This is a genomic window from Ornithinimicrobium tianjinense (assembly GCF_014636495.1).
Lineage (GTDB): Bacteria > Actinomycetota > Actinomycetes > Actinomycetales > Dermatophilaceae > Ornithinicoccus > Ornithinicoccus tianjinensis.
Map to the genome: position 1 here is coordinate 1,199,546 of NZ_BMEM01000001.1, position 25,673 is coordinate 1,225,218.

At 72.2% G+C, this 25,673-nt stretch carries 23 protein-coding genes; 12 read left to right on the forward strand and 11 right to left on the reverse strand.

From position 1 onward, the window contains the following. Together IEV65_RS05590 and IEV65_RS05595 are read left to right on the forward strand one after the other, a co-directional pair. Nucleotides 1-1,044: a threonine aldolase family protein gene (locus IEV65_RS05590; RefSeq protein ID WP_229734931.1), complete on the forward strand. Its 1,044-nt coding sequence runs from the start codon at nucleotides 1-3 to the stop codon at nucleotides 1,042-1,044. Nucleotides 1,045-1,048: 4 nt separating this feature from the next. Continuing rightward, on the forward strand, nucleotides 1,049-1,645 hold the full coding sequence (locus tag IEV65_RS05595) for a molybdopterin-dependent oxidoreductase (protein WP_188428586.1): 597 nt from the start codon (nucleotides 1,049-1,051) through the stop codon (nucleotides 1,643-1,645). A 4-nt stretch (nucleotides 1,646-1,649) separates the two neighbouring features. On the opposite strand, the gene pknB is transcribed toward IEV65_RS05595, so the two are convergent. Both pknB and IEV65_RS05605 read right to left on the reverse strand, forming a co-directional pair. Next, nucleotides 1,650-3,644 carry a Stk1 family PASTA domain-containing Ser/Thr kinase gene (pknB, locus tag IEV65_RS05600; RefSeq protein WP_188428588.1) on the reverse strand — a complete coding sequence of 665 codons (1,995 nt, stop codon included), beginning with the start codon at nucleotides 3,642-3,644 and terminating at the stop codon, nucleotides 1,650-1,652. A 52-nt stretch (nucleotides 3,645-3,696) separates the two neighbouring features. Beyond that, nucleotides 3,697-4,962, reverse strand: a complete 1,266-nt coding sequence (locus IEV65_RS05605) for a lytic transglycosylase domain-containing protein (RefSeq protein WP_188428590.1) — start codon at nucleotides 4,960-4,962, stop codon at nucleotides 3,697-3,699. 178 nt (nucleotides 4,963-5,140) lie between these two features. On the opposite strand from IEV65_RS05605, the gene IEV65_RS05610 reads away from it, so the two are divergent. Continuing rightward, nucleotides 5,141-5,503, forward strand: a complete 363-nt coding sequence (locus IEV65_RS05610) for an Rv2175c family DNA-binding protein (RefSeq protein WP_229734932.1) — start codon at nucleotides 5,141-5,143, stop codon at nucleotides 5,501-5,503. A 13-nt stretch (nucleotides 5,504-5,516) separates the two neighbouring features. Here IEV65_RS05610 and IEV65_RS05615 read toward each other — a convergent pair whose 3' ends face one another. Beyond that, nucleotides 5,517-6,608: a polyprenyl synthetase family protein gene (locus IEV65_RS05615; RefSeq protein ID WP_188428592.1), complete on the reverse strand. Its 1,092-nt coding sequence runs from the start codon at nucleotides 6,606-6,608 to the stop codon at nucleotides 5,517-5,519. Nucleotides 6,609-6,882: 274 nt separating this feature from the next. Here IEV65_RS05615 and IEV65_RS05620 point away from each other — a divergent pair, with 274 nt between their 5' ends. The 7 genes from IEV65_RS05620 (at nucleotide 6,883) to IEV65_RS05650 (ending at nucleotide 14,843) form a co-directional block, all read left to right on the forward strand. Further along, entirely contained in the window at nucleotides 6,883-7,260 is a 378-nt protein-coding gene (locus tag IEV65_RS05620; protein WP_229734933.1) for a DUF6504 family protein, read from the forward strand. Nucleotides 7,261-7,322: 62 nt separating this feature from the next. Next, a complete protein-coding gene (locus tag IEV65_RS05625) occupies nucleotides 7,323-7,772 on the forward strand; it encodes an SAV_6107 family HEPN domain-containing protein (RefSeq protein WP_188428594.1) in 450 nt (149 codons plus the stop codon). Between the two features lie 8 nt (nucleotides 7,773-7,780). After that, on the forward strand, nucleotides 7,781-11,788 hold the full coding sequence (locus tag IEV65_RS05630) for a DNA polymerase III subunit alpha (RefSeq protein WP_188428596.1): 4,008 nt from the start codon (nucleotides 7,781-7,783) through the stop codon (nucleotides 11,786-11,788). Next, entirely contained in the window at nucleotides 11,782-13,092 is a 1,311-nt protein-coding gene (gene dinB, locus IEV65_RS05635) for a DNA polymerase IV (protein ID WP_188429501.1), read from the forward strand. The genes IEV65_RS05630 and dinB overlap by 7 nt, the downstream gene beginning before the upstream one ends. Nucleotides 13,093-13,156: 64 nt before the next feature. Then, nucleotides 13,157-13,588: an SCO2097 family morphological protein gene (locus IEV65_RS05640; protein ID WP_188428598.1), complete on the forward strand. Its 432-nt coding sequence runs from the start codon at nucleotides 13,157-13,159 to the stop codon at nucleotides 13,586-13,588. Next, nucleotides 13,555-14,154 (forward strand): ECF RNA polymerase sigma factor SigK, encoded by a 600-nt coding sequence (sigK, locus tag IEV65_RS05645; RefSeq protein WP_229734936.1) that lies wholly within the window; start codon nucleotides 13,555-13,557, stop codon nucleotides 14,152-14,154. Before IEV65_RS05640 ends, sigK begins: the two co-directional genes overlap by 34 nt. Continuing rightward, nucleotides 14,154-14,843: an anti-sigma factor gene (locus IEV65_RS05650; RefSeq protein WP_188428601.1), complete on the forward strand. Its 690-nt coding sequence runs from the start codon at nucleotides 14,154-14,156 to the stop codon at nucleotides 14,841-14,843. Before sigK ends, IEV65_RS05650 begins: the two co-directional genes overlap by 1 nt. Here IEV65_RS05650 and IEV65_RS05655 read toward each other — a convergent pair. The 4 genes from IEV65_RS05655 to IEV65_RS05670 form a co-directional block, all read right to left on the reverse strand. Next, a complete protein-coding gene (locus IEV65_RS05655; RefSeq protein WP_229734937.1) occupies nucleotides 14,827-15,561 on the reverse strand; it encodes a class F sortase in 735 nt (244 codons plus the stop codon). The two genes, IEV65_RS05650 and IEV65_RS05655, sit on opposite strands and share 17 nt — an antisense overlap. Nucleotides 15,562-15,568: 7 nt before the next feature. Next, nucleotides 15,569-16,321, reverse strand: a complete 753-nt coding sequence (locus tag IEV65_RS05660) for a CHRD domain-containing protein (protein ID WP_188428603.1) — start codon at nucleotides 16,319-16,321, stop codon at nucleotides 15,569-15,571. Between the two features lie 96 nt (nucleotides 16,322-16,417). Further along, nucleotides 16,418-16,906 (reverse strand): DUF456 domain-containing protein, encoded by a 489-nt coding sequence (locus tag IEV65_RS05665; protein WP_188428605.1) that lies wholly within the window; start codon nucleotides 16,904-16,906, stop codon nucleotides 16,418-16,420. 103 nt (nucleotides 16,907-17,009) lie between these two features. Then, on the reverse strand, nucleotides 17,010-17,225 hold the full coding sequence (locus tag IEV65_RS05670) for a DUF7455 domain-containing protein (RefSeq protein WP_188428607.1): 216 nt from the start codon (nucleotides 17,223-17,225) through the stop codon (nucleotides 17,010-17,012). Between the two features lie 221 nt (nucleotides 17,226-17,446). Here IEV65_RS05670 and IEV65_RS05675 point away from each other — a divergent pair, with 221 nt between their 5' ends. Then, complete coding sequence (locus IEV65_RS05675) at nucleotides 17,447-19,546, forward strand: DNA gyrase/topoisomerase IV subunit B (protein ID WP_229734938.1); 2,100 nt, start codon at nucleotides 17,447-17,449, stop codon at nucleotides 19,544-19,546. Between the two features lie 30 nt (nucleotides 19,547-19,576). Here IEV65_RS05675 and IEV65_RS05680 read toward each other — a convergent pair whose 3' ends face one another. The 4 genes from IEV65_RS05680 to IEV65_RS15610 all read right to left on the reverse strand — a co-directional run bounded on the left by IEV65_RS05680 (nucleotide 19,577) and on the right by IEV65_RS15610 (nucleotide 22,881). Then, the gene (locus IEV65_RS05680; protein WP_188428609.1) at nucleotides 19,577-20,488 is read right to left on the reverse strand and encodes a carbohydrate ABC transporter permease; all 912 of its coding nucleotides are present in this window, start codon (nucleotides 20,486-20,488) and stop codon (nucleotides 19,577-19,579) included. Continuing rightward, a complete protein-coding gene (locus IEV65_RS05685) occupies nucleotides 20,485-21,375 on the reverse strand; it encodes a carbohydrate ABC transporter permease (protein WP_229734940.1) in 891 nt (296 codons plus the stop codon). The genes IEV65_RS05680 and IEV65_RS05685 overlap by 4 nt, the downstream gene beginning before the upstream one ends. A 110-nt stretch (nucleotides 21,376-21,485) precedes the next feature. Then, entirely contained in the window at nucleotides 21,486-22,184 is a 699-nt protein-coding gene (locus tag IEV65_RS15605; protein WP_229734941.1) for a type 2 periplasmic-binding domain-containing protein, read from the reverse strand. Continuing rightward, nucleotides 22,111-22,881: an ABC transporter substrate-binding protein gene (locus IEV65_RS15610; RefSeq protein ID WP_229734942.1), complete on the reverse strand. Its 771-nt coding sequence runs from the start codon at nucleotides 22,879-22,881 to the stop codon at nucleotides 22,111-22,113. The genes IEV65_RS15605 and IEV65_RS15610 overlap by 74 nt, the downstream gene beginning before the upstream one ends. A 273-nt stretch (nucleotides 22,882-23,154) precedes the next feature. Here IEV65_RS15610 and IEV65_RS05695 point away from each other — a divergent pair, with 273 nt between their 5' ends. After that, nucleotides 23,155-25,473: a DEAD/DEAH box helicase gene (locus tag IEV65_RS05695; protein ID WP_229734943.1), complete on the forward strand. Its 2,319-nt coding sequence runs from the start codon at nucleotides 23,155-23,157 to the stop codon at nucleotides 25,471-25,473. Nucleotides 25,474-25,673: the final 200 nt, after the last annotated feature.

The following is a 25,673-nucleotide window of genomic DNA, read 5'->3' on the forward strand; positions in this document are numbered from 1 at the left end:
GTGGTCACCGCCGACCTGCGCTCCGACACCCTGACGCGTCCGACCCTGGCGATGCGGGCCGCCATGATGGAGGCGGAGGTCGGCGACGACGTCTACGGCGAGGACCCGACGGTCGCTCGGCTCGAGCGCCGGGTCGCCGAGCTGCTCGGGCACGAGGCGGCCCTGTTCATGCCGACCGGCTCGATGGCCAACCAGGTGGGGCTGCGGCTGCACGCCGGTCCCGGCCAGGAGGTCATCACCGACCACCTCGCCCATGTGCTGCGGGCCGAGCTGGGCGCTGCCGCGGCCTTCTCCGGGATCACCACGCGCAGCTGGGTGGCCGAGCGTGGCCGGCTGGACGTGGACACCGCGCTCGCCGTGATGGTTCCGGACGGCGGCGCCTACCAGGTGAGCACCGCCTGCGTCGTCGTCGAGAACACCCACAACTTCGGCGGCGGCACCGTCCAGCCCGTCGAGGACATGCGCCGCCTGCGGGAGGCGACCCTCGCGGCCGGCGTCGGCGTGCACCTGGACGGCGCCCGCCTCTGGAACGCCCACGTGGCGAGCGGTGTACCGCTGGCGGACTACGGCGCCTGCGCCGACACGGTGTCCGTGTGCCTGAGCAAGGGACTGGGTGCCCCGGTCGGCTCGGTGCTCGCGGCGTCGGCCGAGCGCATCGCGCAGGCGCGGGTATGGCGCAAGCGTCTCGGTGGCGGGATGCGGCAGGTGGGCCTGCTGGCGGCCGCGGGCCTGCACGCGATCGACCACCACGTCGAGCGGCTGGCCGAGGACCACGCCCGCACCCGCCGCACGGCCGAGGCCCTGGCGGCGGTGGTGCCCGGGGTCGTCGACCCGGCGGAGGTGCAGACCAACATCCTCGTGCTGGACGTGGGTGCGGCCGGCTGGGGGTCCGCCGAGCTGGTGTCCCGCGCCGGTGACGCCGGTGTGCTGGGCTACCCGACGGACGCCCGCCACGCCCGCTACGTCTGGCACCTGGACGTCGACGACGACATGACCGACCATGCCGAGAGCGTGCTGCTCGAGCTGCTCGGCTCGCGCCGCTGAGGCCATGGACACGGGGGAGCAGCACTGGCGCGACAGCGCGCTGCCGCCAGGGCAGCGTCGCGCCGGGCGCTGGCGTCCCTCGACCTACGGCCGCGTGCCGCACCTGGACCCGCTGACCTGGACGGTCGCCGTCGGGGGCGCCACCCGCGACGGTGCTCTCCAGCTCCTCGACCGTGACGCCCTCGAGCGACTGCCCCGCGTCGAGGTGGTCGCGGGTCTGCACTGCGTCGACCGCCACACCGTCCCCGACCTGACCTGGTCCGGCTGGCGGATGGCGGACATCGTGGCGGCCGCGCCCCCGGCGCCGGACTGTGAGCACGCCCTGCTCGCCGCCGCGCGCGGCTACTCAGCCGCGGTGCTCCTGGAGGACCTGCTGCACCCGCACGCGCTGCTCGCCACGCATGTCGACGGCCAGCCCCTCACCGCCGAGCACGGGTGGCCCGGGCGGGTCGTCCTCCCGCACCTCTACGGCTTCAAGGGGCCCAAGTGGTTCGTGGAGCTGACCTACCACCTCGAACGCCCGAGCGGCTACTGGGAGTCGCACGGCTACCATCCGCGCGGGCGTGTCGACCTCGAGGAGCGCTGGGCCCACCAGGAGTGAGTGCTCAGACGACCGCGAGCACGATCCGGGTGCCCGGCGGCACCTTCTCCCCGGGCTTGACGGACTGGTCCCGCACGGTGCCGAAGAAACCGCCCCGCACGTCCTCCCGGACGACCTCCAGGCCGAGCTGCGTCAGCTCCTCCGCCGCACGGTCGAACTGGCGCCCGACCACGTCGGGGACCTCGACGAGCTCGGGCCCCTTGGAGATGACGATGCGCACCGTCGTCCCGCGCTGGGCCTGACCCGGGCCGGGGTCCTGGCTCACCACCGACCCCTCCGGCACCGCGTCGTCGAACACCCGGTCCGGGGCGACCTCCACGGTCAGCTGGGCCTGCTGGAGGGCAGCGGTCGCCTCCTCCTGCGTCCGGCCGCGCACGTCCGGCACGTCGACCGGAGCGGGGCCGTCGCTGACGACGACGGTCACGGGGGAGCCCGGCGGCAGCGGGGTGCCGGCCTCCGGGTCGCTGCGCACGACCACGTCCTTGGGCACCGCGTCGCTGAACTCGCGGAGCTGCTCTCCGAGAGTGAGCTGCTCCTCCTCGAGCTCGGCGCGCACCTGGTCGAGCGTCAGACCGTCGAGCCGCGGCACGGCATACCGCTCCGGGCCGCGCGAGACCGTGAGGGTCACGTCCGTCCCGTGCCTCAGCTCGGTGCCCGGATCCTGGTCCGCCGCCAGCACGACACCGTCCGGCACCGTCTCGGAGTAGGCGCGGCGGACGACCGGATCGAGCTCCTCGCCATCGAGCGCGGTCCGGGCCTCGTCCTCGGTGAGCCCGACGACCACGGGCATGGGGGAGTGCACGGCCGGCCCGGAGGTGAGGTACCAGTAGCCGTAGCCGGCGGCCGCCAGCAGGAGCAGGAGCAGCAGACCGAGCACCCATCCGGCGGCGCGGCCGCCCCGCCGCGGCCGGTCGGGGCGTCGGGAGGGCACCCGGTTGCCCGTCGTGCGGGCGTAGCCCCCGTCACGCCCCGCGTGCACGGGTCCGCCCGGCCCGGCGGATGCTGGACGGGCGGGAGGTATGCCGTGGGTGCGCGGCAGCTGGCGCGTGTGCGAGGCGCCGGGCCCCCCGACCAGCTGGGTCAGGTCGTCCGTGGCCGGGACGGTGATCGTCTCCTCGCGCACGGGTGCCGCATCGAGCTCGGCGTCGGACAAGGAGCGCTCGAGCTGGCGCAGCTCGGCCAGGAGTGCGGTCCCGTCCTCGGGCCGGTCACCGGGGTCGGAGGCGCTCGCGCGGAGGATGAGGCGCTCGACGGCGGCGGGGACGCTCGGCACCAGGTCGCGGACGTGCGGGACGCCGCCGTGGACGTGCTCGTAGGCGACCCGCACGGGGTCTGCGCCGGGAAAGGCCTTGCGACCGGTGAGCAGCTCGAAGAGCAGCAGACCCACGGCATACACGTCGGTGCGGGGGTCCGAGGTCCCGTGCTCGACCTGCTCCGGAGCCAGGTAGGCCACGGTCGCCCAGAGCAGCTCGGTCGTCGCGTGACCGGCACCCTCCACGCGAGCCAGCCCGAAGTCGGCGACCTTGACCGTGCTCCGGCTGGAGGGCCCGTAGCCGAGCAAGACGTTCTCGGGCTTGACGTCGCGGTGCACCATGCCGACCGCGTGCGCCGCGGCGAGCGCCTCGGCCACCGGGACGAGCAGCCGCAGGGCGGCCCGGGTCGACAGCGGGGCCCCGTCGCGGATGACGTCGCGCAGGGTCCGGCCGTCGACCAGCTCCATGGCCAGGAACACCGTGCCCTCGTCCTCGCCCTGGTCGTAGACGCTGACGATGTGCGGGTGCTGGAGGCGCGCGGCCGCGCGGGCCTCGTGCACGAACCGGCGCACGAAGGTGTCGTCCCGGGCCAGGTCGCCGCGCATGACCTTCAGCGCGACCGGGCGGTCCAGGCGCAGGTCGCGCGCCCTGAAGACGGTGGCCATGCCGCCCCGGGCGAGCTCGTCGTCGACGCGGTAGCGCTGGTCGACGACGCGCCCGAGCAGCGGGTCGACGAAGGAGGTCACCCGGTCACTCTACGGAGCGCCCGGGCTCGATCGTGGGAGGCGACGCGCGGGGTCAGACCCACTTCATGTGCGACTTGATGTTGGCGACGTAGCGCTTGGTGTCGGGGAAGAGTCCGTGCTCGCGGACGCTGCCCAGGCCCTGGTAGTAGCCGCCCACCGCGTGCTCGAACCTGTCCGTCGAGCGCTGCAGGGCGCGCATGATGGCCACGCCTGCCTCCACGTTGTCCTTGGGGTCGAGCAGGTTGAGCTCGCGACCGACGAGCGCGCTGGCCCACCGGCCCGAGGAGGGGATGACCTGCATGGCGCCGATGGCGTTGGCCGGGGAGACGGCCCGGTGGTTCCAGCCCGACTCCTGGTAGGACAACGCCAGCATGAGCGTGGGGTCGACCCCGTGCCGCTTGCTCGCCGCGACGATGAGCTTCTTCATCTGGGCCTTGCTGGGGACGTCGACGGAGGCGAGGTACTCACGGTTGGCGGCCGCGGAGCGGGCGACGCCGTCGCTGTAGCGGTAGTGGAGGAAGGTGTCGTCTACCTTCTCGCCGGACTTGTAGTCGCCGATGTTGTGCTCGTCGTAGGGCTCGGTCCGCGGCGTGGTGGCCCGGGAGCCGCCGGGCAGGCGCAGCTTCTGGCCGGGGTAGATGTAGGACCCGGAGGAGATGCCGTTGGCCTTGGCGATGGCCGCGACGCTGGTGCCGTGGCGGGCCGCGATGCCGGACAGGGTGTCGCCCGCCCGGACCGTGTATGTCGTGCCGGCGCCGCTCGTGCCGCCCGAGGAACGGCTCGCCTTGGACGTCGCCTTCGAGCTCCCCGTGGAGGCGGGCGGCTGCGAGCCGCCGGGCAGGGTGAGCCGCTGACCGGGGTAGATGAGGCGGGCGTCCTTGATGCCGTTCGCGCGGGCGAGGGCGGACACGCTGGTGCCGTGGCGCAGGGCCAGGTCCGAGAGGGTGTCGCCGGCGCGCACGGTGATGGTGCGACCGGCCGAACCCGATCTGCCGCGCGAGCCGGAGCCGGTCGAGGCGTCCCGGGACGTCGCCGTGGAGGGCGGGGCCACCGTGACGGAGCCGCCCTTGGTCCCCGGCATCCGCAGCACCTGGCCGGGCATGATCCAGCGCCCACCGTCCTTGAGGCGGTTGGCCTTGACCAGCGCCTGGGCGCTCACGCCGTGCTCGGCAGCGATGTCGTAGACGGTGTCGCCGGACCGCACCGTGTGCGAGTCGGCGCCCCGTGGGGACAGCAACGCGTTGACCTGCGCCGCAAGGGGCGCGTTCACCATCGTCGGCAGGTCGGCCGGCGGAAGGGCGGCGAAGAGAGGGCTCACAAGGACCTCCTAGGAGGGACAGCTCGAACGTCCGGGCGCCGGGACGCGCGCCCGCACCTCGTGGCCGGATGTGACATGTGTGGTGCAGATAGACCTATGAGGCAGGAGGGACGTTACAGCCCCGAGGCAACTTCTGTCACCTGCGTGGCGTGTCGCATTGTGTGATTGACTTGATGATGTGCTAAGTGACACCGATGTAATTCCCGAAAACCAGTGGCTCGCCGTGCCGGACATCATGGAGCGGACGGGCGCGCGGCTGACCGACGTGCGCCGTTGGCTGCACGACCGAGAGCTCATCGGTCAGCGGCGTGGACCCAACAACGCGGTGATGGTCCCGGCCACCTTCCTCGTGGAGGACGGGCCGCTCCCGTCACTCCGCGGCACGGTCTCGGTGCTGGCCGACAACGGCCTGACGGACGAGGAGATCATCGGGTGGCTGCATGCCGCCGACGACTCGCTCACCGGTGGGAGCGCGATCGAGTCGCTCCGCGCCGGTCAGAAGACCGAGGTGCGTCGCCGCGCGCAGGAGCAGGCCTTCTAGCCGGCCAAGGGTCTCAGGTCTGCCGGTCGGTGCAGATGGCGACGAGGGCGTCCAGGGCCTCGCGCCCGGCGTCGGTCAGGGTCGGGGCCGCCGCGAGCGCTCTGCGCGCGCTCGCGGCACCGGCCTCGATCATGGCCTCGGTGGCGCCGAGCGCTCCCGAGCGGACCAGCACCTCTCGGCAGGCCCGCACCGTCTCGTCGTCGAGGTCGGGGTCGCCGAGGGCGGCGGAGATCAGCTCCGCCCCCTCCTCGTCGGCCAGCTCCAGGGCGTGGGCGACGAGGGCGGTGTGCTTGCCCTCACGGAGGTCGTCGCCGGCGGGCTTGCCCGTCTGCTCGGGGTCACCGAACACGCCCAGCACGTCGTCGCGCAGCTGGAAGGCCTCGCCGAGGTGGAGCCCGTAGGTCGTCAGGGCCGCGAGCGTCCCGGGGTCGGCGCCTGCCGCGCGGGCGCCGATCAGGAGGGGGTGAGACACGGAGTACTGCGCGCTCTTGTAGCGGATGACCGTGCGGCAGCGGTCGAGGCGCTCGGCATACCCGAGGTCTGCCCAGCCGCGGGCTCCCTCGAGGATGTCGAGGTACTGCCCGCCCATGAGCTGGGTGCGCATCCGGTCGAACTCCGGCCGGGCCCGCGCCAGGGCCTCGGGTGGCAGGCCGCTGGTGGTGAGCACCTCGTCGGTCCAGTTGAGGCAGAGGTCCCCGGCGAGGATGGCGGCGGCGTGGCCGAACCGCTCGGGGTCGCCGTTCCAGCCTCGGTCCGCGTGCAGGGCGGCGAAGGTGCGGTGAGCGGTGGGGCGGCCTCGCCGTAGGTCGCTGTTGTCCATCACGTCGTCGTGGAGCAGCGCGGACGCCTGGAAGATCTCCATGGCGCTGCCGGCCCGGACCGCAGCGTCATCGTCAGGCCCGCCGCAGGCGCGCCACCCCCAGTAGAGGAAGGTGGCCCGCAGCCGTTTGCCTCCGGCGAGGAGCTCGGCGATGACGTCCACGAGGGGCGCGACCTCGTCGCCCAGCTCGGCGAGCACCTCGCGCTGCCGGGCCAGGTGCTCGTCCAGCGCTCGTTGGACCCTGGCGCGCAGGTCGACGCCGTCCAACGGGTGGGTAGGGGGCACGGGCGCTCCTGGGGCAGCGGTCAGCAGGTCTGGGGGCAGACGGTCGGCCGTCTCGGTGAAGCCTATCCCGAGCCGGTCGCGCCCCGGCTCCCCGGTGCGGCCCGGCCCGGGCCATCCCCGCCATGGCCCGGACCGGTTCTCATCATGGCCGGACCGGCTCGGACGTCCTCCTCGTTGTCCACAGGGAGAGCTCGACGGGTTGAGCCTGTCGGTGCAGGCTCGTACAGTTGTCCGTATCGAACACAAGTTCGATAAACGGACGGAGGACGGTCCCGTGAGCAGGCGGTACCAGGATCACGTAGAGGTCAGGCTCGGCGACCCGGTGGAGCACCGGGTGCGGCTGGAGCCCGGCTGGCGACGCGGGGCCGGCCCGGTCCAGGAGGAGGTGCCGACGACCTTCCTGTGGAAGGGCCGCGTCCACCTCGTCCGGGGTGTGCTCGCGCAGTGGACGCAGCGGCTGCCCTGGTGGCAGGAGCTGGGGTCCGGTGGGGGACCGGTCGGTGAGGACGGGGTGGAGCACCCGCTCCCCGCCGCGCCACCCCTCGAGCACGAGGTCTGGCGGGTCGAGGCCACCGCCGGCCGGGCGCACGCCACCGGGGTCTACGACCTGGTCCGTGGCGAGCGCTGGCTCCTCGAGAAGGTCAGCGACTGAGGCCTCGGCAGAGGTCGATAAGGACACCCCAGCCCACCAGTGCACCAGAAGGGACAGACATCATGAGCACCATCACCCAGGCCCCCGTAGCGGGACCCGGCGGACCGGTCAGCACAGTCCTCGACCTGCTCGAGCGCTCGCGCGGCGGGCTGCTGCTCGCGTGCCACAGCAGCACCGCGCCGGAGCGCTACACCCAGGCGCACCTCGCCGCACTGCGCGCTGGAGCAGCGCTGCTCGCCGCCCGCAGCACCCCCAGCCGGCGCACCAGGCCGCGGAGCGTCTGGGAGGTGCTGCCCACGGTCGCGCCCGAGCTGACCGAGTGGGCGGTCTTCTTCGCCGAGTCAGGACGCCGACGGCTCTCCCTCGAGCGGGGGGCCATCTCGGTCACCGCCCGGGACGCCGACGACCTGGTGCGGGCGGGGGAGCGATTCCTGGAGCTGGTGCGGGCAGCGCTGCACCTGCCCTGCGGGACGCCCCTGCCCACCCAGCTCACCCCGGTGGGGCGCGGCTGAGGTCAGTCATGTCCGACGACTTCGTGCACCTGCACGTCGCCTCCAGCGCCTCGATGCGCTACGGCGCCTGCCACCCGTCCGAGCTCGTGGAACGGGCGGCGTCGCTGGGGCAGTCCGCGCTGGCCCTCACCGACAGGGACGGTCTCTACGGTGCGGTCCGCTTCGTGCGGGCGTGCGCCGGCTCCGGGATCGCTCCGGTGCTGGGCGTCGACCTGGCTCTGGGCGGTAGGGACGGTGACCCGGGAGCGGTGCGGGTGGCGCTGACCGGTGACGCCGCCCTCGGCCGGCTGCCCCAGGAGGACGGGCGCGACCGACCGCACGCGCCCGGCTGGGGCGCCGGAGAGTCTGCCTGGGTGGCCGAGAGCACGGGAAGGAGCATCGGTACGTCGGCGTGGGGACCGGCCGGCGCGCCGCAGCGGCGGGGGCGCGTCCAGCCCGTCAAGGGCGGCACCCTCGTCGATGACCAGCGGCCGCGGGTCGTCGTGCTGGCCCGCGGGCAGGGTGCGGGGCTGGAGCCCGGGGTCGGCTGGGCGCGGCTGTGCCGGCTGGTGACCCAGACCCATCTCGCGGGGGAGCGCGGCAGTCCGCGGACCAGTCCTGCCCTCCTCGCCCGGGCGGCCACGCCCGTCGACGGCCGGGCACCCGTCGTCGTGCTCCTCGGGCCCGACTCCGACGTGGGTCGGGCGGTGCTGGCCCGCAGGCACGGTCACGCCCGCGCGCTGCTGAGAGCCTGGCAGGAGGCTCTCCCGGACGACTCGCTGCGCGTCGAGCTGGTCTGCCACGGCGGTCCCGAGGGCACGCCGGCCAGCCTGGGCCACGCGGCCCGGATGTGGGCCCTGGCGCGCGAGTGCGGCGTCCCGGCAGTGCTCACCGCCGCGGTGCGTCATGCGGTGCCCGAGCAGGCCCGCGTCGTCGACGTGCTCGACGCCGCCCGGCGGATGGTCGCCCTCGACGAGCGCCACCTCGACCGGACCAGCACGGCCGGCCACCTCGCCGACACCCCGACCATGCACGCCGTCGCCCGACGCCTCGAGGAGGCGACCGGGAGCCCAGCCCGCGCGGCGGACCTCCTGGGCGACACCCTCGCGCTCGCCGGCCAGTGCCACCAGGACCTGCGCTCGGACCTGGGCATCGGTGCCGTCCACCTGCCGGAGCCGGAGATCCTCGGGGTCAGCGGCGTCGGGCAGGCCCATCGCGTCCTCACCGAGCGCTGCACCGCGGCGGTGGGCACCCGCTACCCGGGAGCGGGCACGGCCTACCTGGAGAAGGTCCGCAGCCGCCTGGACGAGGAGCTGGGGGTGATCGCCGGGCTGGGGTACCCCACCTACTTCCTCACCGTGGCTCAGGTCTGCGACCTGATCCGGGACAACGGCGTACGGGTGGCGGCCCGCGGCTCCGGGGCCGGCAGCCTGGTGACCTACCTCCTCGGCATCAGCGGGGTCGACCCGATGGAGCACGGGCTGCTCATGGAGCGGTTCTGCTCGCCGTTGCGCGCCCAGCTGCCCGACATCGACGTCGACGTGGAGTCAGCCCGACGCACCGAGATCTACGAGCGGATCCTCGAGCGGTTCGGTTCGGAGCGGGTGACCTGCGTGTCGATGGCCGAGACCTACCGGGTGCGGCACGCGGTCCGCGACGTCGCCGCCACGCTGGGTCTGCCACCTGGGGAGATCGACGTGATCGCCAAGGCGTTCCCGCACATCCGTGCACGCGACGCCCGCGCGGCCGTCCGCGACCTTCCCGAGCTGCGCCGACAGGGTCTGGACGCACCCCGGATGCAGCTGCTCATGGAGCTGGTCGAGTCTCTCGACGGGCTGCCCAGGCACATCGCCATGCACCCGTGCGGTGTCATCCTGTCCAACACGGGCCTGCTCGACCGCACCCCGGTCGAGGCCAGCTGGCTGGGCTTCCCGATGAGCCAGTTCGACAAGGACGACGTCGAGGAGCTCGGCCTGCTCAAGCTCGACGTCCTCGGCATCCGCATGCAGTCGGCGATGGCCCACGCGGTCGAGGAGATCGAGCGGGTCGACGGGGTCAGGATCGACCTCGACGACCGCGACCAGGTGCCGCTCGACGACTCGGAAACCTTCGCGCTGATCCAGTCCACGCGGACGCTCGGCTGCTTCCAGATCGAGTCGCCGGGCCAGCGCGAGCTGGTAGGCAAGTTCGCCCCGGAGAACTTCACCGACATCATCATCGACATCTCCCTCTTCCGTCCTGGGCCGGTGAAGTCCGACATGATCCGGCCGTTCCTGCACGCCCGTCAGGGCTGGGGCGAGCCCGACCACCTCCACCGCAGCCTCGTGCCCTACCTCGAGGAGACCTGCGGGGTCGTCGTCTTCCACGAGCAGGTCCTGCAGATCGTCGCCGAGACCACCGGCGTCAGCCTCGCGCAGGCCGACGAGGTCCGCCGGGCGATGGGCACGCCACAGGGGCGTGACGAGGTCGAGGTGTGGTGGCGCCAGGCTGCGGCCGACCGCGGCTACCGGCCGACCGACGTCGAGCGCATCTGGGAGGTGCTGGCCGCCTTCGCCTCCTTCGGTTTCTGCAAGGCGCACGCAGCGGCGTTCGCGCTGCCCACCTACCAGTCGGCCTGGCTCAAGACCCACCACACGGCGGCCTTCCTCGCCGGGGTCCTCACCCACGACCCCGGGATGTACCCCAAGCGGCTCATCCTCGACGAGGCCCGCACGATGGGCGTCCACGTTCTGGGGCTGGACGTCAACGCCTCTCGGGAGGTCTACCGCGTGGAACGCGTTCACCCCGCGCCCGGGGAGCCGCACGGGATCGTCGCCCCGCTGCCGGCGCGGCCGGGACTGCCCGCCGTCGACCGGGTCGACGAGGTGATGGCCGCCGTGGAGCGTCGCGCGGGGGAGTACGGCATCCGGCTGTCGCTGGCCGAGGTGCGCGGGATCAGCGACGACGAGGTGACCCGGATCGTGGCCGGACAGCCCTACGCCTCGCTCGCCGACCTGTGGCAGCGGGCCCGGCCCAGCCGGCCGACGGCCGAACGTCTCGTGCTGGCCGGAGGCTTCGACAGCGTGCACCGGGTCGGACGGAGCGGACGCGAGGTGCCCGACCGGGGCGGGCTGACCCGGCGCGACCTGCTCCTGCACGTCCGCGAGCTGGACCGGTGGAGCCGACACGCGGCGACCGGCGCGGGACGCAGCCGGGCTGGTCGTCGCCTGGTCCCCCCGGCGCTCGCGCCGGCAGGCCAGGAGCTCGGCGGAGAGGTGGCGGCCCGCACCCGGGAGCAGGCGGTGGGCAGACGCACGTGGCACACGCAGCACGCCACCCCGACCCAGCTCACCCTCCAGCTCGGTGACGAGCCGGCCCCGGTGACCGGGAGCGGACTGCCGGAGATGACCGAGCACGAGCAGCTCCAGGCCGAGCTGGAGGTGCTCGGCCTGGACGTCAGCCAGCACGTGGTGGAGGGCTTCGGTCCGATGCTCGCCGACCTGGGCGTCACCCGCTCGCGAGACCTGCTGTCCCGGCGCAACGGCTCCGAGGTCCTCATCGCGGGTGCCAAGGTCGCGACGCAGACACCGCCCGTCAGGTCAGGGCGCCGGGTGGTCTTCCTCACCCTGGACGACGGCAGCGGTCCGGCCGACGCGACCTTCTTCGAGGACGTGCAGGGACCGTTCGCCGCGACCGTCTTCCACTCCTGGCTGCTTCTTGTGCGTGGTGTGGTCCGGCGCACCGGGCCGCGGGGGCTGTCGGTCCGTGCGACCGGTGCCTGGGAGCTCGGCGGGTTGCTCCAGGCCTGGGAGCAGGGGGGTGCGCCGCAGGTGCGGGTCGAGATGCTGCGGGTCGAGGAGCAGTCCCGGGCGCTGCTCGAGGAGACCGCGGCACTGCAGCAGCCCGGTGCGGAGCAGTCCGGCCGCCGGGTCCTGGTGCACGCCTCGGGCTACCGGCAGTCTCCCTACGCCGACGTCCGCCCTGCGGGCGGGGACACCCGGGCCGGCGTCCCCGGGAGCAAGCTGTGGCACGCCAGCCCCGGGAGCTCGGGATGGTGACCCTCACCGAGAGCCGCCCGCACGACCCTGATCAGCTGGCCCCGGCCGAGGACGACGTCACCGTGCTGCACGTCGACATGGACGCCTTCTACGCCTCGGTCTCGCTCATCCAGCGTCCCGAGCTGCGCGGGCTGCCCGTGGTCATCGGCGGCGGGTGGCGCAGCGTCGTGCTCTCGGCGACCTACGAGGCCCGGGCCTACGGCATACGCTCCGGGATGCCGATGGCGACGGCGCGCCGCCTGTGCCCCGCCGTGGTGGTGGTGCGGCCGGACGCGGACAGCTACAGCCGGGTCTCCGAGGCGGTGATGGCGATCTTCGCGGAGGTGACCCCTGTCGTCGAGCCCGTCTCCCTGGAGGAGGCCTTCCTCGACGTGTCCGCGGCGCGGCGGCAGTGGGGCGGGCCGGCCAGGATCGGTCAGTGGATCCGGGACACCGTCGCCGACGAGCAGCAGATCACCTGCTCCGTCGGTGGTGCGCCCAGCAAGGCGGTGGCCAAGATGGCCTCGCGAGCCGCCAAGCCGGACGGTATGCGGCTGCTCACCCGGGGGGAGGTCGTCCCCTTCCTGCACCCGATGCCTGTCGGGGCGCTGTGGGGTGTGGGCGAGGCGACGGAGGCCGAGCTGAAGCGCCTGGGACTGCACACGGTGGCCGACCTGGCCCACCTCCCGGTGGAGACGCTGCGCCGGGCGATGGGTGATCACGCCGCCTCGCACCTGCACGCGCTCGCCTGGGGGCTGGACACCGAGCCGGTCACCCCGCCCCGGGTGGAGCGCAGCGTCGGTTCCTCCGAGACCTTCTCCCACGACGTGGACGACCCGGAGCTCGTCCGGCGCCAGCTGCTCCACCTGGCAGAGCGCACCTGCACGCGGATGCGCCACGGCGGGGTGCTCGGACGCACGGTCGTGATCACCGTCCGTTTCTCCGACTTCACGACCATCACCCGCTCGCGGACCATCCCGGTGCCGACCGACGTGACGCGCGAGGTGCACACCGTGGCCGTCAGCCTGTACGAGGCGCTGGGCCTGCAGCGGGCGAGGATCAGGATGCTCGGGGTGCGGGTGGAGGGCATCACCGAGGCCGGCCACACCCTCGTCCAGGGGCGGCTCGACGAGCCAGAGCACGGGTGGCGGGAGGCAGAACGGGCGATGGACCGGGCGGCCGCCCGGTTCGGCGACCACGTCGTACGGCCGGCCAGCCTGATCCGGCCGAGGCGACACAGGCCGGACCACGCGTCGGGACGACCGACCGGAGTCAAGACGACCGGAACTCTGGCTAGTGCTTCGCGCGTTACCGGCATATCCTGAAGTCCTAACGAACGGCGTCCGGCCACCCGGCGCACAACGAGTGATGAAACCCCCGGAGGTCACCGTGCCGCTCTCCGAACACGAGCAGCGTGTCCTCGAGCAGATGGAGCAGGCGCTCTACGCCGAGGATCCCCGTCTGGCCAGCACGCTCAAGAGCAACGCGCGCGGTGTGTCGGCGCTGGAGCGTCGCAAGGTCGTCCTCGGGGTGCTCGTGGCCCTCGGTGGGCTCGCCCTCGTCGTGGTCGGCGTGATGACCCAGCTGATCTGGGTCGGGGCCGTCGGCTTCCTCGCCATGGTGCTGGGCGGAGCCTGGGCGGCCACGCCGAGCCGGCACGGCAAGGCGCACCTCGGCGTCGTCGGACCTGACGGAAAACCCCGCCGTGGCCCGTCCGGCGGCAGCCGTCCCCACCGCAGTCCCCGCAAGCCGGGCGGCGGCACCTTCATGCAGCGCATGGAGCAGCAGTGGGACCGGCGCAAGGAGCAGGGCCCCTACTGAGCCCCACCGACAGCAACGTCGAGCTCTCCCTCCTGCTGCGCCGTGTCGCAGCGCAGGACCAGAGCGCCTTCGCCGACCTGTACGACCAGGTCTCCCCGCGCATCTACGGTCTGGCTCTCCGGGTGCTCCGCAACCCCTCGATGGCCGAGGAGGTCACCCAGGAGGTCCTGCTCCAGGTATGGCGTGAGGCCCGCACCTTCGACCCTGCCCGGGGATCAGCACTCGCCTGGCTGATGACGATCGCCCACCGACGCGCCGTGGACCGCGTCCGCTCGGAGGAGGCCCAATCCGCCCGGCTGCACCGCTACGAAGCACGTCAGGAAGCCGTGCCCTACGACTCCACGGCCGAGGAGGGTGAGATGCGGATCGAGGCCTCCCGCGTGCGTCGCGCGATCGACGCCGTCGGCGAGCCCCACCGCACCACGTTGCTGCTGGCCTACTTCGAGGGCCTGACCCACCGGGAGGTGGCTGAGCGGACACAGGTCCCGCTCGGGACGGCCAAGACACGGATCCGCGACGGACTTCTCAAGATGCGCACAGCGATGGCACCAGGAGGTGAGCAGTGATGAGTGACGACCACCAGATCCACGAGCTGGCGGCCGCCTACGCGCTGGACGCCGTCGACGACCTGGAGCGGGCGCGCTTTGAGGCGCACCTGCCCCGCTGCTCCCGCTGCACCGAGCTCGTCGCCGCGCTGAGGGAGGCCGCCGTCGACCTGTCCTCGGGTCTCGAGACAGCGCCACCGCCCGACCTCCGTCGGCGCGTGCTGGCGGCCGTGGAGACCGAGGCGACCCCGCCGCGCCGGGCACCCCGCCGGGCGCCCCGCCGGGCACCCCGGTGGATCGCCGCTGCCGCTGCTGCCGCCCTGCTGGCCGGGACGTGGGGGGTGGTCCAGCTGCGCGAGGGGGACCCTGCCCGGCAGATCGTGTCCGCCGACGACGCGCGGGAGTTCACCGCGAGCACCGAGGTCGGGACCGTCGAGGTGGTCCTGTCCACCGCGCATGACGCTGCGGTGCTCCGGCTCCCCGACGAGGTGGGGTCGCCCCCCGAGGGCCAGACCTACCAGGCGTGGTTCGTCTCCGCCGACGGCGCTGCCCGCTCGGCCGGACTCATCGACGCGGGTCTGCTCGACGACGGTGACGTCGTGCTCGAGGGGTCTCCGCACGGTGCGGTGGCCGTCGGCGTGACCGTCGAGCCGGCGGGCGGCTCGGCGCAGCCCAGCACCGAGCCGTTCGCCGTCATCCCCCTGGGCTGAGCACGCGAGCGAAGACCACCACGTTGTCCACGTGGTGGCCGACCGCCTCGTCGAACGCTCCGCCGCAGGTGATCACCCTGAGCTCAGGACCCTCCGTGGGTCCGTAGACGGCGACCGTGGGGAAGTCGTCCTTGGCGAAGCGCTCCACGCGGTAGACCTCGTAGGCCACCGTCCGTCCGTCCTCGCGGTCGACCTCGATCCGGTCGCCCGTGGCGACCTCACCGAGGGCGAAGAACACCGACGGGCGACCACCCGGGCCGGTGACGTGGCCCTCCACCACCGTCGGGCCCGGCTCACCCGGGGTGGGTGAGCCGGAGTACCACGCGGCCTGGTCGACCAGTGCCCCGGTCGGCACCTGCAGCGTGCCGTCGGGGGAGAGGCCCAGGGAGTGCAGCCGGCTGGTCACGCCGATGGACGGCAGCCGCACCTCGACGGGCCGCGACGCCTCGAGCTCTGGGTATGCCGTCTGTCCCGCCTCCGTCTCGGGCAGCGCCTGCGGTGGGCGCACCGACGGTGCCGGCACCGTGTGCGCGGCCGACGACGACCCGTCGGCGCTCGGCGACGGCGCTGGCGTGGCCACCTGTGGGGCCGGCGGTGCGGGGACCTGGGCGGTGACGCCGCAGGCGGCCATGGCCATGCCGGCCACGAGCAGCACGGACGCCCACGCGCCCGGGAGGGCCGGGACCCGGCGGTCCCGACCCTCCTGGTGGTGTGACATCTGCCCGTCAGTCCCGCGCGCGGCGACGCGCGAGCAGGCCGGCGGCGCCGACGGCCGCCAGCAGGGCACCGCTGACGAGGAGGGCCGGCTGCTCCAGACCCTCGCTGCTGGCTCCGCCGGTCTGGACGCCACCGCTGGGTGCGGCCATCGGGGCGAGGTCCAGCGTCCCGCAGAGCGCGGGGTCCGTGGCCTCGGTCGGCAGGCTCGGGTCGAGGTCGGACATCTGGTCGCCGTCGTAGGTGCCACTGCCGTCGTGGTCGACACCGTGGACGACCACGACACCGTCACCCGCACCGATCTGCGCCGCGACCTCGTCGCTGACCGTGAAGGTCCGCTCGTAGGTGTAGCTCCCGGTGGCCGGGAAGTTGGCGACGTCGAGCGCGTGGTCCGGGTGCGTCATACCGCCGTCGGTGGTGAGGGAGACGGCGACCGGCCCGTAGGAGTCGACGGCGTCGGTGGTGCGGATGGCCCCGCCGGGGCCGGTGCCCTTCTGGGAGGGGTCGGGGCAGCTGTTGGTGCCGCCGATGTGGATGTGCTGCGCGTGGGGCGCGCCGTCGAGCAGGCCCTCGACCTCCATCGACAGCCAGACCTCGTTGCCGGTCACCTTGGCCCAGACGGTGCCGCTGCCGCCGGAGTCGTTCAGCTCGCCGAGGGTGGCCATGAGCTCGGTGTGGTCCTCGGCGCTGGAGGCCAGGGCCATCGGCCCGGCCAGCAGCGCGGGCACGGCCAGGGCGGCCAGGGCGGCGGTGAGCTTCTTCATCGCGATCTCCTTGTGGGGTGCACCCGGCGGACGGGTTGTCCGTGCGGTGTCACCGGGGGTTCGCGGCGAGGGCCGGGCTGGATGGCTGGATGTGACCTAGTTCACATCGAGGAAGATCACGGTCACCGCATACGCGGCGATGATGCTGAAGGCGGTCGCCAGCTCGATGAGGATGTTGGCGCCCACGGCGCGCAGCGCGTGCTTCGTCGCGCTCCAGGCCTGGCCACCGTCTCGGGTGCGGGCGAGCGAGACGAGGAAGATCCCCAGGGGGAAGCCGAGGAAGAGCCCGACGACGGGGATGACGAACGCCGCGGCGATCGCGGTCGCCACGCCGGCCAGCAGCGTGGTCGTCCTGACGCCGGCGCGCTTCATGCGCCGGCCGGGGACGAGCCACTGCAGGACCGTCCCCGCCAGGTAGAGCGTCACCGTCACCGCCAGCAGCACCCAGCCGAGGGTCGACTGCTCGGTCAGCGCCCAGACCACCACGGCGGCGACCACCAGCAGCAGACCCGGGAGCACCGGGATCACGATGCCGAGGACGCCGACGACCATCAGCAGGGCGAGGATGATCTCGATCGCGCTCACGGGCGTCCAGTCTGCCAGCACGCGGCCGCCCACCTGCCCATCCATGCACGGACGCCCGCCTCCGCTCGTGCGGGGGCGGGCGTCCTTCGGGTCGGCGGGGCCGTCAGAGAGCGGGCGTCTCCTCGGCGTGGAGGCGGTGGGTCTCGTCGAGGATGTCGACGTCGTCCAGCCCGCGCAGCTTGTCGAGGTGCTCGCGGCCGTGGTGCGCGCAGAAGTGGAGCGACAGTCCGTCGGCGAGACGGGCGCGGATGTAGGCCTGGGCGCCGCAGCGGTCGCAGCGGTCGGCCGCGGTCAGCTCGGGGGTGAGGGTTGCGTTCACGGTCCGGTCTCCTCTCGTGCTCCAGGTGGTCCGGTCAGGGTGACCGCCACCCGGTGCGACTCAGTCAAGCACGACAACTTCCTGACCCCCTTCTTTTGTGCCCGGTGCGCCTCCCGTTTCGCTCACCGCGTAAGTCCTGGCCGTCCGCGGGCGAGCCTGAGGGGAGGTGTGGGTGCGCGGCATTACCCTGCCTGTGTCCCCCAGAGAAGGAGCTCTACCCCGTGGCACAGGACTACTCGGCCAGGCACCTGCAGGTCCTCGAGGGCCTGGAGGCAGTGCGCAAGCGTCCGGGTATGTACATCGGCTCCACCGACTCGCGGGGCCTCATGCACTGCCTCTGGGAGATCATCGACAACGCGGTGGACGAGGCACTCGGGGGGCACGGCGACCGGATCGAGGTCATCCTCCACGAGGACTCCTCGGTCGAGGTGCGGGACGTGGCGCGCGGCATACCGGTCGACATCGAGCCGCGCACCGGGCTCAGCGGCGTCGAGGTGGTCTTCACCAAGCTGCACGCCGGCGGCAAGTTCGGTGGCGGCTCCTACGCCGCCTCCGGCGGCCTGCACGGGGTCGGCGCCTCCGTCGTCAACGCGCTCTCGGCGCGCCTGGACGTCGAGGTGGACCGCGGCGGCAAGACCTACGGCATGAGCTTCCGGCGGGGTGAGCCCGGCACCTTCGGTGACGGCCGGTCCGCGCCCTCTCCCGAGTCCCCCTTCACCCCGTTCGAGCGCAGCAGCGAGCTCGCCGTCGTCGGGAAGGCGAGGCGGGGCGTGACCGGCACCCGCATCCGCTACTGGGCCGACCCGCAGATCTTCATCAAGAACGCCCGCTTCGAGTACGACGAGCTGATCGCCCGTGCCCGGCAGACCGCCTTCCTCGTGCCGGGGCTGACGATGGTCATCCGCGACGAGCGCCGACTCCCGGACACCCCCGGCGCGGACGGCCCCCACGAGGAGGTCTTCGCCTACTCGGGCGGGATCACGGAGTATGCCGAGTACCTCGCCCCGGACGCGGCCGTCACCGATGTGTGGCGGCTGCAGGGCACGGGCAGCTTCACCGAGACGGTGCCGGTGCTCGACGAGCGTGGGCACATGGTAAGCCGTGAGGTGCAGCGCGAGTGCGAGGTCGACGTGGCGGTGCGGTGGGGGACCGGTTACGACACGACCCTGCGCAGCTTCGTCAACATCATCACCACGCCCAAGGGTGGCACCCACGTCGCCGGCTTCGACCAGGCGCTGATGAAAGTGTTCCGCAAGCAGCTCGAGGTCAACGCCCGACGCCTGAAGGTCGGCAACGACAAGGTCGACAAGGACGACATCACCGCCGGCATGACCGCGGTGGTCACGGTGCGGCTGGCCGAACCGCAGTTCGAGGGGCAGACCAAGGAGGTGCTCGGCACCAGCGCGGTGCGCGCGATCGTGTCGCGGGTCGTGGAGACCGAGCTGAGCGCCCGCCTGACGTCGACGCACCGCGGGGACAAGGCGCAGGCCTCCCTCCTGCTGGAGAAGGTCGTCTCGGAGATGAAGTCGCGCATCTCGGCCCGGCAGCACAAGGAGACCCAGCGTCGCAAGAACGCCCTCGAGTCCTCCTCCCTGCCGGCCAAGCTGGCGGACTGCCGCAGCAACGACACGGAGCGCAGCGAGCTGTTCATCGTCGAGGGTGACAGCGCGCTCGGCACCGCCAAGCTGGCCCGCTCGAGCGACTACCAGGCGCTGCTGCCGATCCGCGGCAAGATCCTCAACGTCCAGAAGGCCTCGGTCTCGGACATGCTCTCCAACGCCGAGTGCGCCTCGATCATCCAGGTGATCGGCGCGGGCTCGGGACGCACCTTCGATGTCGACATCGCCCGCTACGGCAAGGTCATCATCATGACCGACGCCGACGTCGACGGCGCTCACATCCGCACCCTGCTCCTCACCCTCTTCTTCCGCTACATGCGGCCCCTGGTGCAGGCGGGGAGGGTGTATGCCGCGATGCCGCCGCTGCACCGGATCGAGGTCGCGGGCGGACGGGGCGGCAAGGAGTACATCTACACCTACACCGAGGCGGAGATGCGCCGGACGGTCGCAGCCCTCCAGAAGAAGGGACGCACCGTCAAGCAGCCGCTCCAGCGCTACAAGGGCCTCGGCGAGATGGACGCCGACCAGCTCGCGGAGACCACGATGGACCCCCGTCACCGGACCCTGCGTCGGATCACGCTCGCCGACGCGGCGCGCGCCGACGAGGTCTTCGAGCTGCTCATGGGCACCAACGTCGCCCCGCGCAAGGACTTCATCGTCGACTCGGCGCACGAGCTGGACCGCGAGCGCATCGACGCCTGAGCTGTCGTCGCCTGAGCTGTCGTCGCCGTCTCAGCCCTTGGTGCCGCCGGTGGCGATGCCGGCGACGAAGTGGCGCTGCCCCAGGAAGAAGAGGACGATCATCGGCACGGTCGTGATCACGCTCGCGGTCACGATGATCTCCCAACGGAACTCCCCGCCAGAGCCGAACTGATCCACGAGCGCCTTGAGGCCACGAGGGATGGTGAAGTGCGAGGAGTCCCTCAGGTAGATCAGCGGGCGCATCAGATCGGTCCAGGCCGCCTGGAACTCGAACAGCAGGGTGACGACGAGGGCCGGCCGGCACAGGGGTAGGGCGATCCGCCAGAACATCGCCCAGTGGCCCGCACCGTCGATCTTGGCCGCCTCGAAGAGCTCCCGCGGCAGTCCCAGGAAGAACTGCCGCAGCAGGAAGATGTAGAACGCGCTGCCGAAGAGGTTGCCGGCCCACAGCGGGGTCAGCGTGTCGACCTGGCCGAGGGAGTTCCAGATGAGGAAGACGGGGATCATCGTCACGGCACCGGGGAGCATCATCGACCCCAGCACCAGGGCGAAGAGCAGCGTGCGCCCGCGGAAGCGGTAGTAGGCGAACCCCCAGGCCACCATGGCGCTCGAGAGGGTCACCGCCAGCGCCGCGAGCACCGTGACCAGGAGCGTGTTCCCGAGCCACAGCAGCATCGGCGCCTCCTGCCAGACGGTCACGTAGTTGCGGAACGTGACCGTCTCGGGGATCAGCCGGTTGTCGAAGACGTCCGAGCGCGGCTTGAGCGAGGCGCTGACCAGCCACACGAAGGGGTAGAGGAAGACGATGCTGAAGCCGATCAGCAGCGCGACCACCACGCCCCGGCCGACCCGACTGCGCAGGGGACGACGGGCAGCGGGTGCGGCGGTCTCAGCGGCGAGCCCTCCGGGCAGGGTGGGCGCGGAGGAGGTCGGGACGGTCACTGGTCCCCCTGGTAGAACACGAGCCGTCGAGAGACGAGCAGCTGGAATGCCGTGATGATCATGATGACGACGAAGAGCACCCACGCCAGGGCGGAGGCGTATCCCATCTGCAGGAACTCGAACGCCTGCCGGAAGACGTGGATGACGTAGAACTCGGCCGCATCGTTGCGGTAGGTGGTGTTGCCGACGCCGAAGAAGGCGGTGTAGGCCTCGGTGAAGGACTGGAGCGCGGCGATGGTGTTGACGATGAAGACGAACAGGAGCGACCCGGAGATCATCGGGACCGTCACGCTCCAGGTCCGACGAAGGAAGCCGGCCCCGTCCACGCGAGCCGCGTCATACAGCTCCTCGGGGACGTTGCGCAGCGCGGCCAGCAGGATGATCACGGACCCGCCCACGCTGAGCAGGCTCATGAGGATCAGTCCGGGTTTGACCCACCTGGGGTCACTGGTCCAGTTGGGCCCGTCGATGCCGACCCAACCGAGCGCCTCGTTGACCAGGCCGTTCTGCCCGTAGAAGAGGAAGAGCAGCAGGACGCCGGTCGCCACGGGGGGCGTCATATTGGGCAGGAAGAAGACCGTCCGGAAGAACCCGGACGCCCGGCCCGCCTGGTTGAGCAGCATCGCCAGCCCGAGGGAGACCAGGACGTAGAGCGGCACCTGGATCACCGTGTAGTAGAGCGTGTTCGACATCGCCCGTCGCGCTGCCGAGTCCTGCGCCACCTGCCGGTAGTTGTCCAGCCCGACGAAGGCCGGGTCGTTGATCACGTCGTAGTCCGTCAGGGACAGGTAGAAGGTGTAGACGACCGGCCAGGCGGTGAAGACGAGGAACCCGATCAACCAGGGAAGCAGGAAGAGCATCGCGGGCGCGAGGTCGCCGCGCCTCACCGGCTCCGATACCCCTCGCCGCCGCCTCCTCCGCCCGGTGGGTCCGAGAGGCTCCTGCGCCACTGCCCAGGGCGGGACAGCGGCACCCGGCCGCCCTTCGAGCGCAGCCATCAGCGTCCCTGCTCGTCGTCCCAGGCCTTCCACGCCTTGTCCAGGGCCGCCTGAGCCTCTTCCTGGGCCTGCGCCATCGCCTTGTCGGCCTTCTGCTGGCCGTTGAGCACCCGGTTGACGGCGTCCTGCCACGCCTGCTTGAACTCGGCGTCGGCGGGGTTGGCCGGGAAGGCCACCGTGTTGTCGTTGGCCTCGTAGAGCACCTCGACGGCGTGGTCCCAGTTCTCCTCCCCGCTGGGCTCGACGAGCTCGTCGTGGATGCGCTGGTCAGCCTCCGTGTTGCCTGTCAGCAGGCCCGTGAACTGCTGACCTGCCTCCTCCCGGGCCGCGACCCGGGCCTGCGCCGCCTCCATCCAGCTCTCCGTCTCCACCATGGTCGTGGCAAACGTGCAGGCGGCCGCGGGGTTGTCGCTGCCCACCGGGATCGCCCAGGCCGCTCCGTTGGCGAAGGCGATGGTGCTGCCCTCGCGGTCCCGCACGGTGTCGAAGGCCAGCGGCGCGTCGGGCGACACCTCGTTGAGGACGTTGACGTACCACTGCTCCATCGGCATGGCGCCCAGCACATCGGTGGCGAACTGGTTGGTGTCTCCGAAGAAGTCGGGGATCTCCCGGGCCGCCTTGACGTCACCGAAGCCGCCCTGGGCGTCGTAGATGGACACCGCCCACTCGAGAGCCTCGATCACCTCGGGGCTGTCCATGGGTCGCGGTGCGTCCGTCCTCGGAGATCATCGAGCCACCGTTGGCGCGCACCCACAGCGGCAGGAACTCGGGCAGCTTGCTGTCGTACCCGATGACCTTGATCTTCCCGCCCTCACTCTTGGCGAGCTTCTCGTTCGCCGCGGACAGGTCCTCCCAGCTGGAGCCGTTGACGTCCTCGATGGTCAGGCCCGCCTCCTCCAGCAGGCTGCTGTTGGCCATGGTCAGCTGCACGGTGTTGAACTCCGGTATGCCGTAGACCTCGTCCGCGAAGGTGACCTGCCCCAGTGCCGACTCGACGAACTGGGAGGTGTCGACGCCGCGCTGGTCCAGGCAGCCGGTGAGCGGCATGATCGCGCCTCGAGAGGCCAGCGTGCCGATCTGCGCGCGGTCGGCGTTGATGATCCCCGGCACGTCGCCGGAGGCCACCGAGGAGAGGAACTGCTGCATGTCCAGCTCGCCCTCGACGAGCTTGACCTCCGTGCCCTCCAACGCGGCCTTGGCCCGGTCGAGCCGGGTCTGGGCGATCTCGTCGTCAGCGGTGCCGAAACCCATGACCGTGAGCGGGCCCTCGGACGTGGCGGTCTGGGCGAACTCGTCCGACGACAGGGGCCCGGCGTCCCCGCCGCCGGAGCCGGAGGCGCAGCCCGCCAGGCCCAGGAGGGAGGTCGAGACGATGACGATCAGTGTGGGGCGCATCAGGCTCACATCTTTGTTGGTGATGACCTCTTCTCCTGTGAGGAGAGCACCGCCTCTCGGCACCTGCAAGCCAGAACGGCCTGCGCGTCGCCGGCTCCACATCCGGTAGACTAGAAAAGTTGCGCCCCGGGACAGGGGCGGCACAGCCCCGGGACAACCCGCTCCCGGAGGCCCATGCGGGTGCCACGAGGTGCACCTGGAGGTAGTTCCGGTCACGCTCAGGAAGCGTCGAGGCGAGAACGCACCTCGACCAACTGAAATGAGTGAGCCGCTGTGGCTACCCCTGGAAAGAAGCCCCGACACACCGCCGACCAGAAGAAGGCCGCCCGACAGGCCCGGGAGAAGGCCGCGCGCGCTCAGCTGAAGGGTCGGCGCAACGACCCGCGCGGCGACCGCCGTCCGGAGTTCCCCCGCGAGGGGGAGCGCGGCGAGAAGAACCGCTGGCGTGACCGCGACGCCGCGGACCCCCGTGGCCGTGGTGAGCGCGCCGAGCGTCGTGAGTTCTCCCGCGGTGAGGACCGTGGTGGTTTCCAGCGCCGTGATGACCGCGACCGTGGCGGTTTTCAGCGTCGCGACGACCGCGACCGCGGTGGTTTCCAGCGTCGCGACGACCGCGACGGTGGCTACCAGCGTCGTGATGACCGTGACCGCGGTGGTTTCCAGCGTCGTGACGACCGGGACCGTGGTGGTTTCCAGCGTCGTGACGACCGGGACCGTGGTGGTTTCCAGCGTCGCGACGACCGGGACCGTGGTGGTTTCCAGCGTCGCGACGACCGCGACGGTGGTTTCCAGCGTCGTGACGACCGCGACGGTGGCTACCGTCGCCGCGACGACGAGCGCGGCGGCTTCCAGCGGCGCGAGCACACGTGGCGGACGCACCGGGAGGACCGCGAGGGGCGCCCGGGGGAGCGGGGCCGCCACGAGGGCCGCAGCTGGTCCGAGGACCGCCGTCGTGATGGCCGTCGTTTCGACGACGACCGCCGGGGACGTCGCGACTGGGACCGCCAGCCGGCCGTCGACCCGCAGGACGCCTTCGTCGAGGCCGAGGCCGAGCGCGAGGCGGCGGACGCGGCATACCAGAACCGCCAGGTGACCGGCCGCGCCGAGAACGAGGCCGCCACGGTCGAGGCCGACAACGGCTTCGCCGCGCTCGGGCTCGACCCCAAGCTCGTCGAGACGCTGGCGCGCGTCGGCATCACCCAGCCGTTCCCGATCCAGGCCGCGACCATCCCGGACGCGCTGGCGGGCAAGGATCTGCTCGGTCGCGGCCAGACCGGCTCCGGCAAGACGATGGCCTTCGGGCTGCCGACGCTGCACCGGCTCGCGCAGCGGCCCCGCGCCGTGCCGCACCGCCCCCGCGCGCTCATCCTGACCCCGACCCGCGAGCTCGCCATGCAGATCGTCGACGCCCTCGCGCCGCTCATGCGGGCCGTCGACCGGCGCTTCCTGCTCGTTGCTGGCGGTATGTCGTACACGCCCCAGCTGGCGGCGCTGGAGAAGGGCGTCGACGTGCTCGTCGCGACCCCCGGCCGGCTCATCGACCTCATCGACCGCTCCGCGGCGGACCTCTCCGAGGCCGAGGTGGTCATCCTCGACGAGGCCGACCACATGGCGGAGATGGGCTTCGTCGAGGCGATCAGCCAGGTCCTCGACCTCGCGCCGGCCGACGGGCAGAAGCTGCTCTTCTCGGCCACGCTCGACCACGGTGTCGACCAGGTCGCCAAGACCTACCTCAAGGACCCGGTCACGCACTCGACCGACGACGCGACCGCGAGCGTCGCGACGATGGAGCACCACGTCTTCCTCGTGCACCCGCACGACAAGAAGCCGATCACCGCGGCGATCGCCAACCGTCCGGGGCGCACCGTCGTCTTCTGCCGGACCAAGCTCGGCGCCGACCGCATCGCCACCCAGCTGCGGGAGTCCGGCGTCTTCGCGGCGGCCCTGCACGGAGGTCTCAACCAGGCCCAGCGGACCCGCGTCCTCGACGCGTTCAAGAACGGCACCCTGCCCGTGTTGGTCGCGACCGACGTGGCCGCCCGCGGCATCCACGTCGACGACGTGTCCCTGGTGCTCCAGGTCGACCCGCCGGCCGACCACAAGGACTACCTGCACCGCTCGGGCCGCACGGCGCGCGCCGGCGAGGACGGCGTCGTCGTGACCCTCGCGCTGCCGCACCAGAAGCGCCAGCTCTCGCGTCTGCTCGACGCGGCGGGGGTCGAGACCGAGCCGCAGCAGGTCGGTCCGGAGGACGTCGCGGTGATCGAGACCGCCGGCGGCTCCGTGCCGACCGGTGGCCCGATCCTGCAGGAGCAGCTCGACGAGATCCTGCGCCCCCGCCGGCCGCAGGGACGCGGACGGCGTCCTGGTGGCTACGACCGCGACCGCGGTCGCGGCGGTGACCGGGGCGGCTACCGGGGTCGTGGCGGTGACCGTGGTGGCTACGGCGACCGGGACCGCGGCGGCGACCGGGGCCGTGGTGGCTACGGCGACCGCGACCGTGGTGGCTACGGCGACCGGGACCGCGGGGGCGACCGGGACCGTGGTGGCTACCGCAAGGACTCGCGGCCGGACTGGCGTCCGCGCGGCTGATGCCTCGGGCCGGCGCCAGCTCGGCATACCTATGCGATGCACGGCATACGCTGCCGCGTCGCAACCCGCTCGGTCGGGAATTCAGCGCGAAGGTGACCCGTCTCATGCGGAAGGCTCTGTATAGGTATGCATGATCCGGCTTAGGATGCCGACTGGTGCGCCGGTCCCGCCCGCGCGGCACCGTCCCGTCCACCCCGTCC

Bases quoted from the DNA above. Each gene is read 5' to 3' on its own strand.
- IEV65_RS05595 (WP_188428586.1), top strand. From the start codon at position 1,049: ATGGACACGGGGGAGCAGCACTGGCGCGACAGCGCGCTGCCGCCAGGG.
- IEV65_RS05625 (WP_188428594.1), top strand. From the start codon at position 7,323: ATGAGCACCATCACCCAGGCCCCCGTAGCGGGACCCGGCGGACCGGTC.
- IEV65_RS05630 (WP_188428596.1), top strand. From the start codon at position 7,781: ATGTCCGACGACTTCGTGCACCTGCACGTCGCCTCCAGCGCCTCGATG.
- dinB (WP_188429501.1), top strand. From the start codon at position 11,782: ATGGTGACCCTCACCGAGAGCCGCCCGCACGACCCTGATCAGCTGGCC.
- IEV65_RS05650 (WP_188428601.1), top strand. From the start codon at position 14,154: ATGAGTGACGACCACCAGATCCACGAGCTGGCGGCCGCCTACGCGCTG.
- IEV65_RS05655 (WP_229734937.1), bottom strand. From the start codon at position 15,561: ATGTCACACCACCAGGAGGGTCGGGACCGCCGGGTCCCGGCCCTCCCG.
- IEV65_RS05660 (WP_188428603.1), bottom strand. From the start codon at position 16,321: ATGAAGAAGCTCACCGCCGCCCTGGCCGCCCTGGCCGTGCCCGCGCTG.
- IEV65_RS15605 (WP_229734941.1), bottom strand. From the start codon at position 22,184: ATGGACAGCCCCGAGGTGATCGAGGCTCTCGAGTGGGCGGTGTCCATC.
- IEV65_RS15610 (WP_229734942.1), bottom strand. From the start codon at position 22,881: ATGCGCCCCACACTGATCGTCATCGTCTCGACCTCCCTCCTGGGCCTG.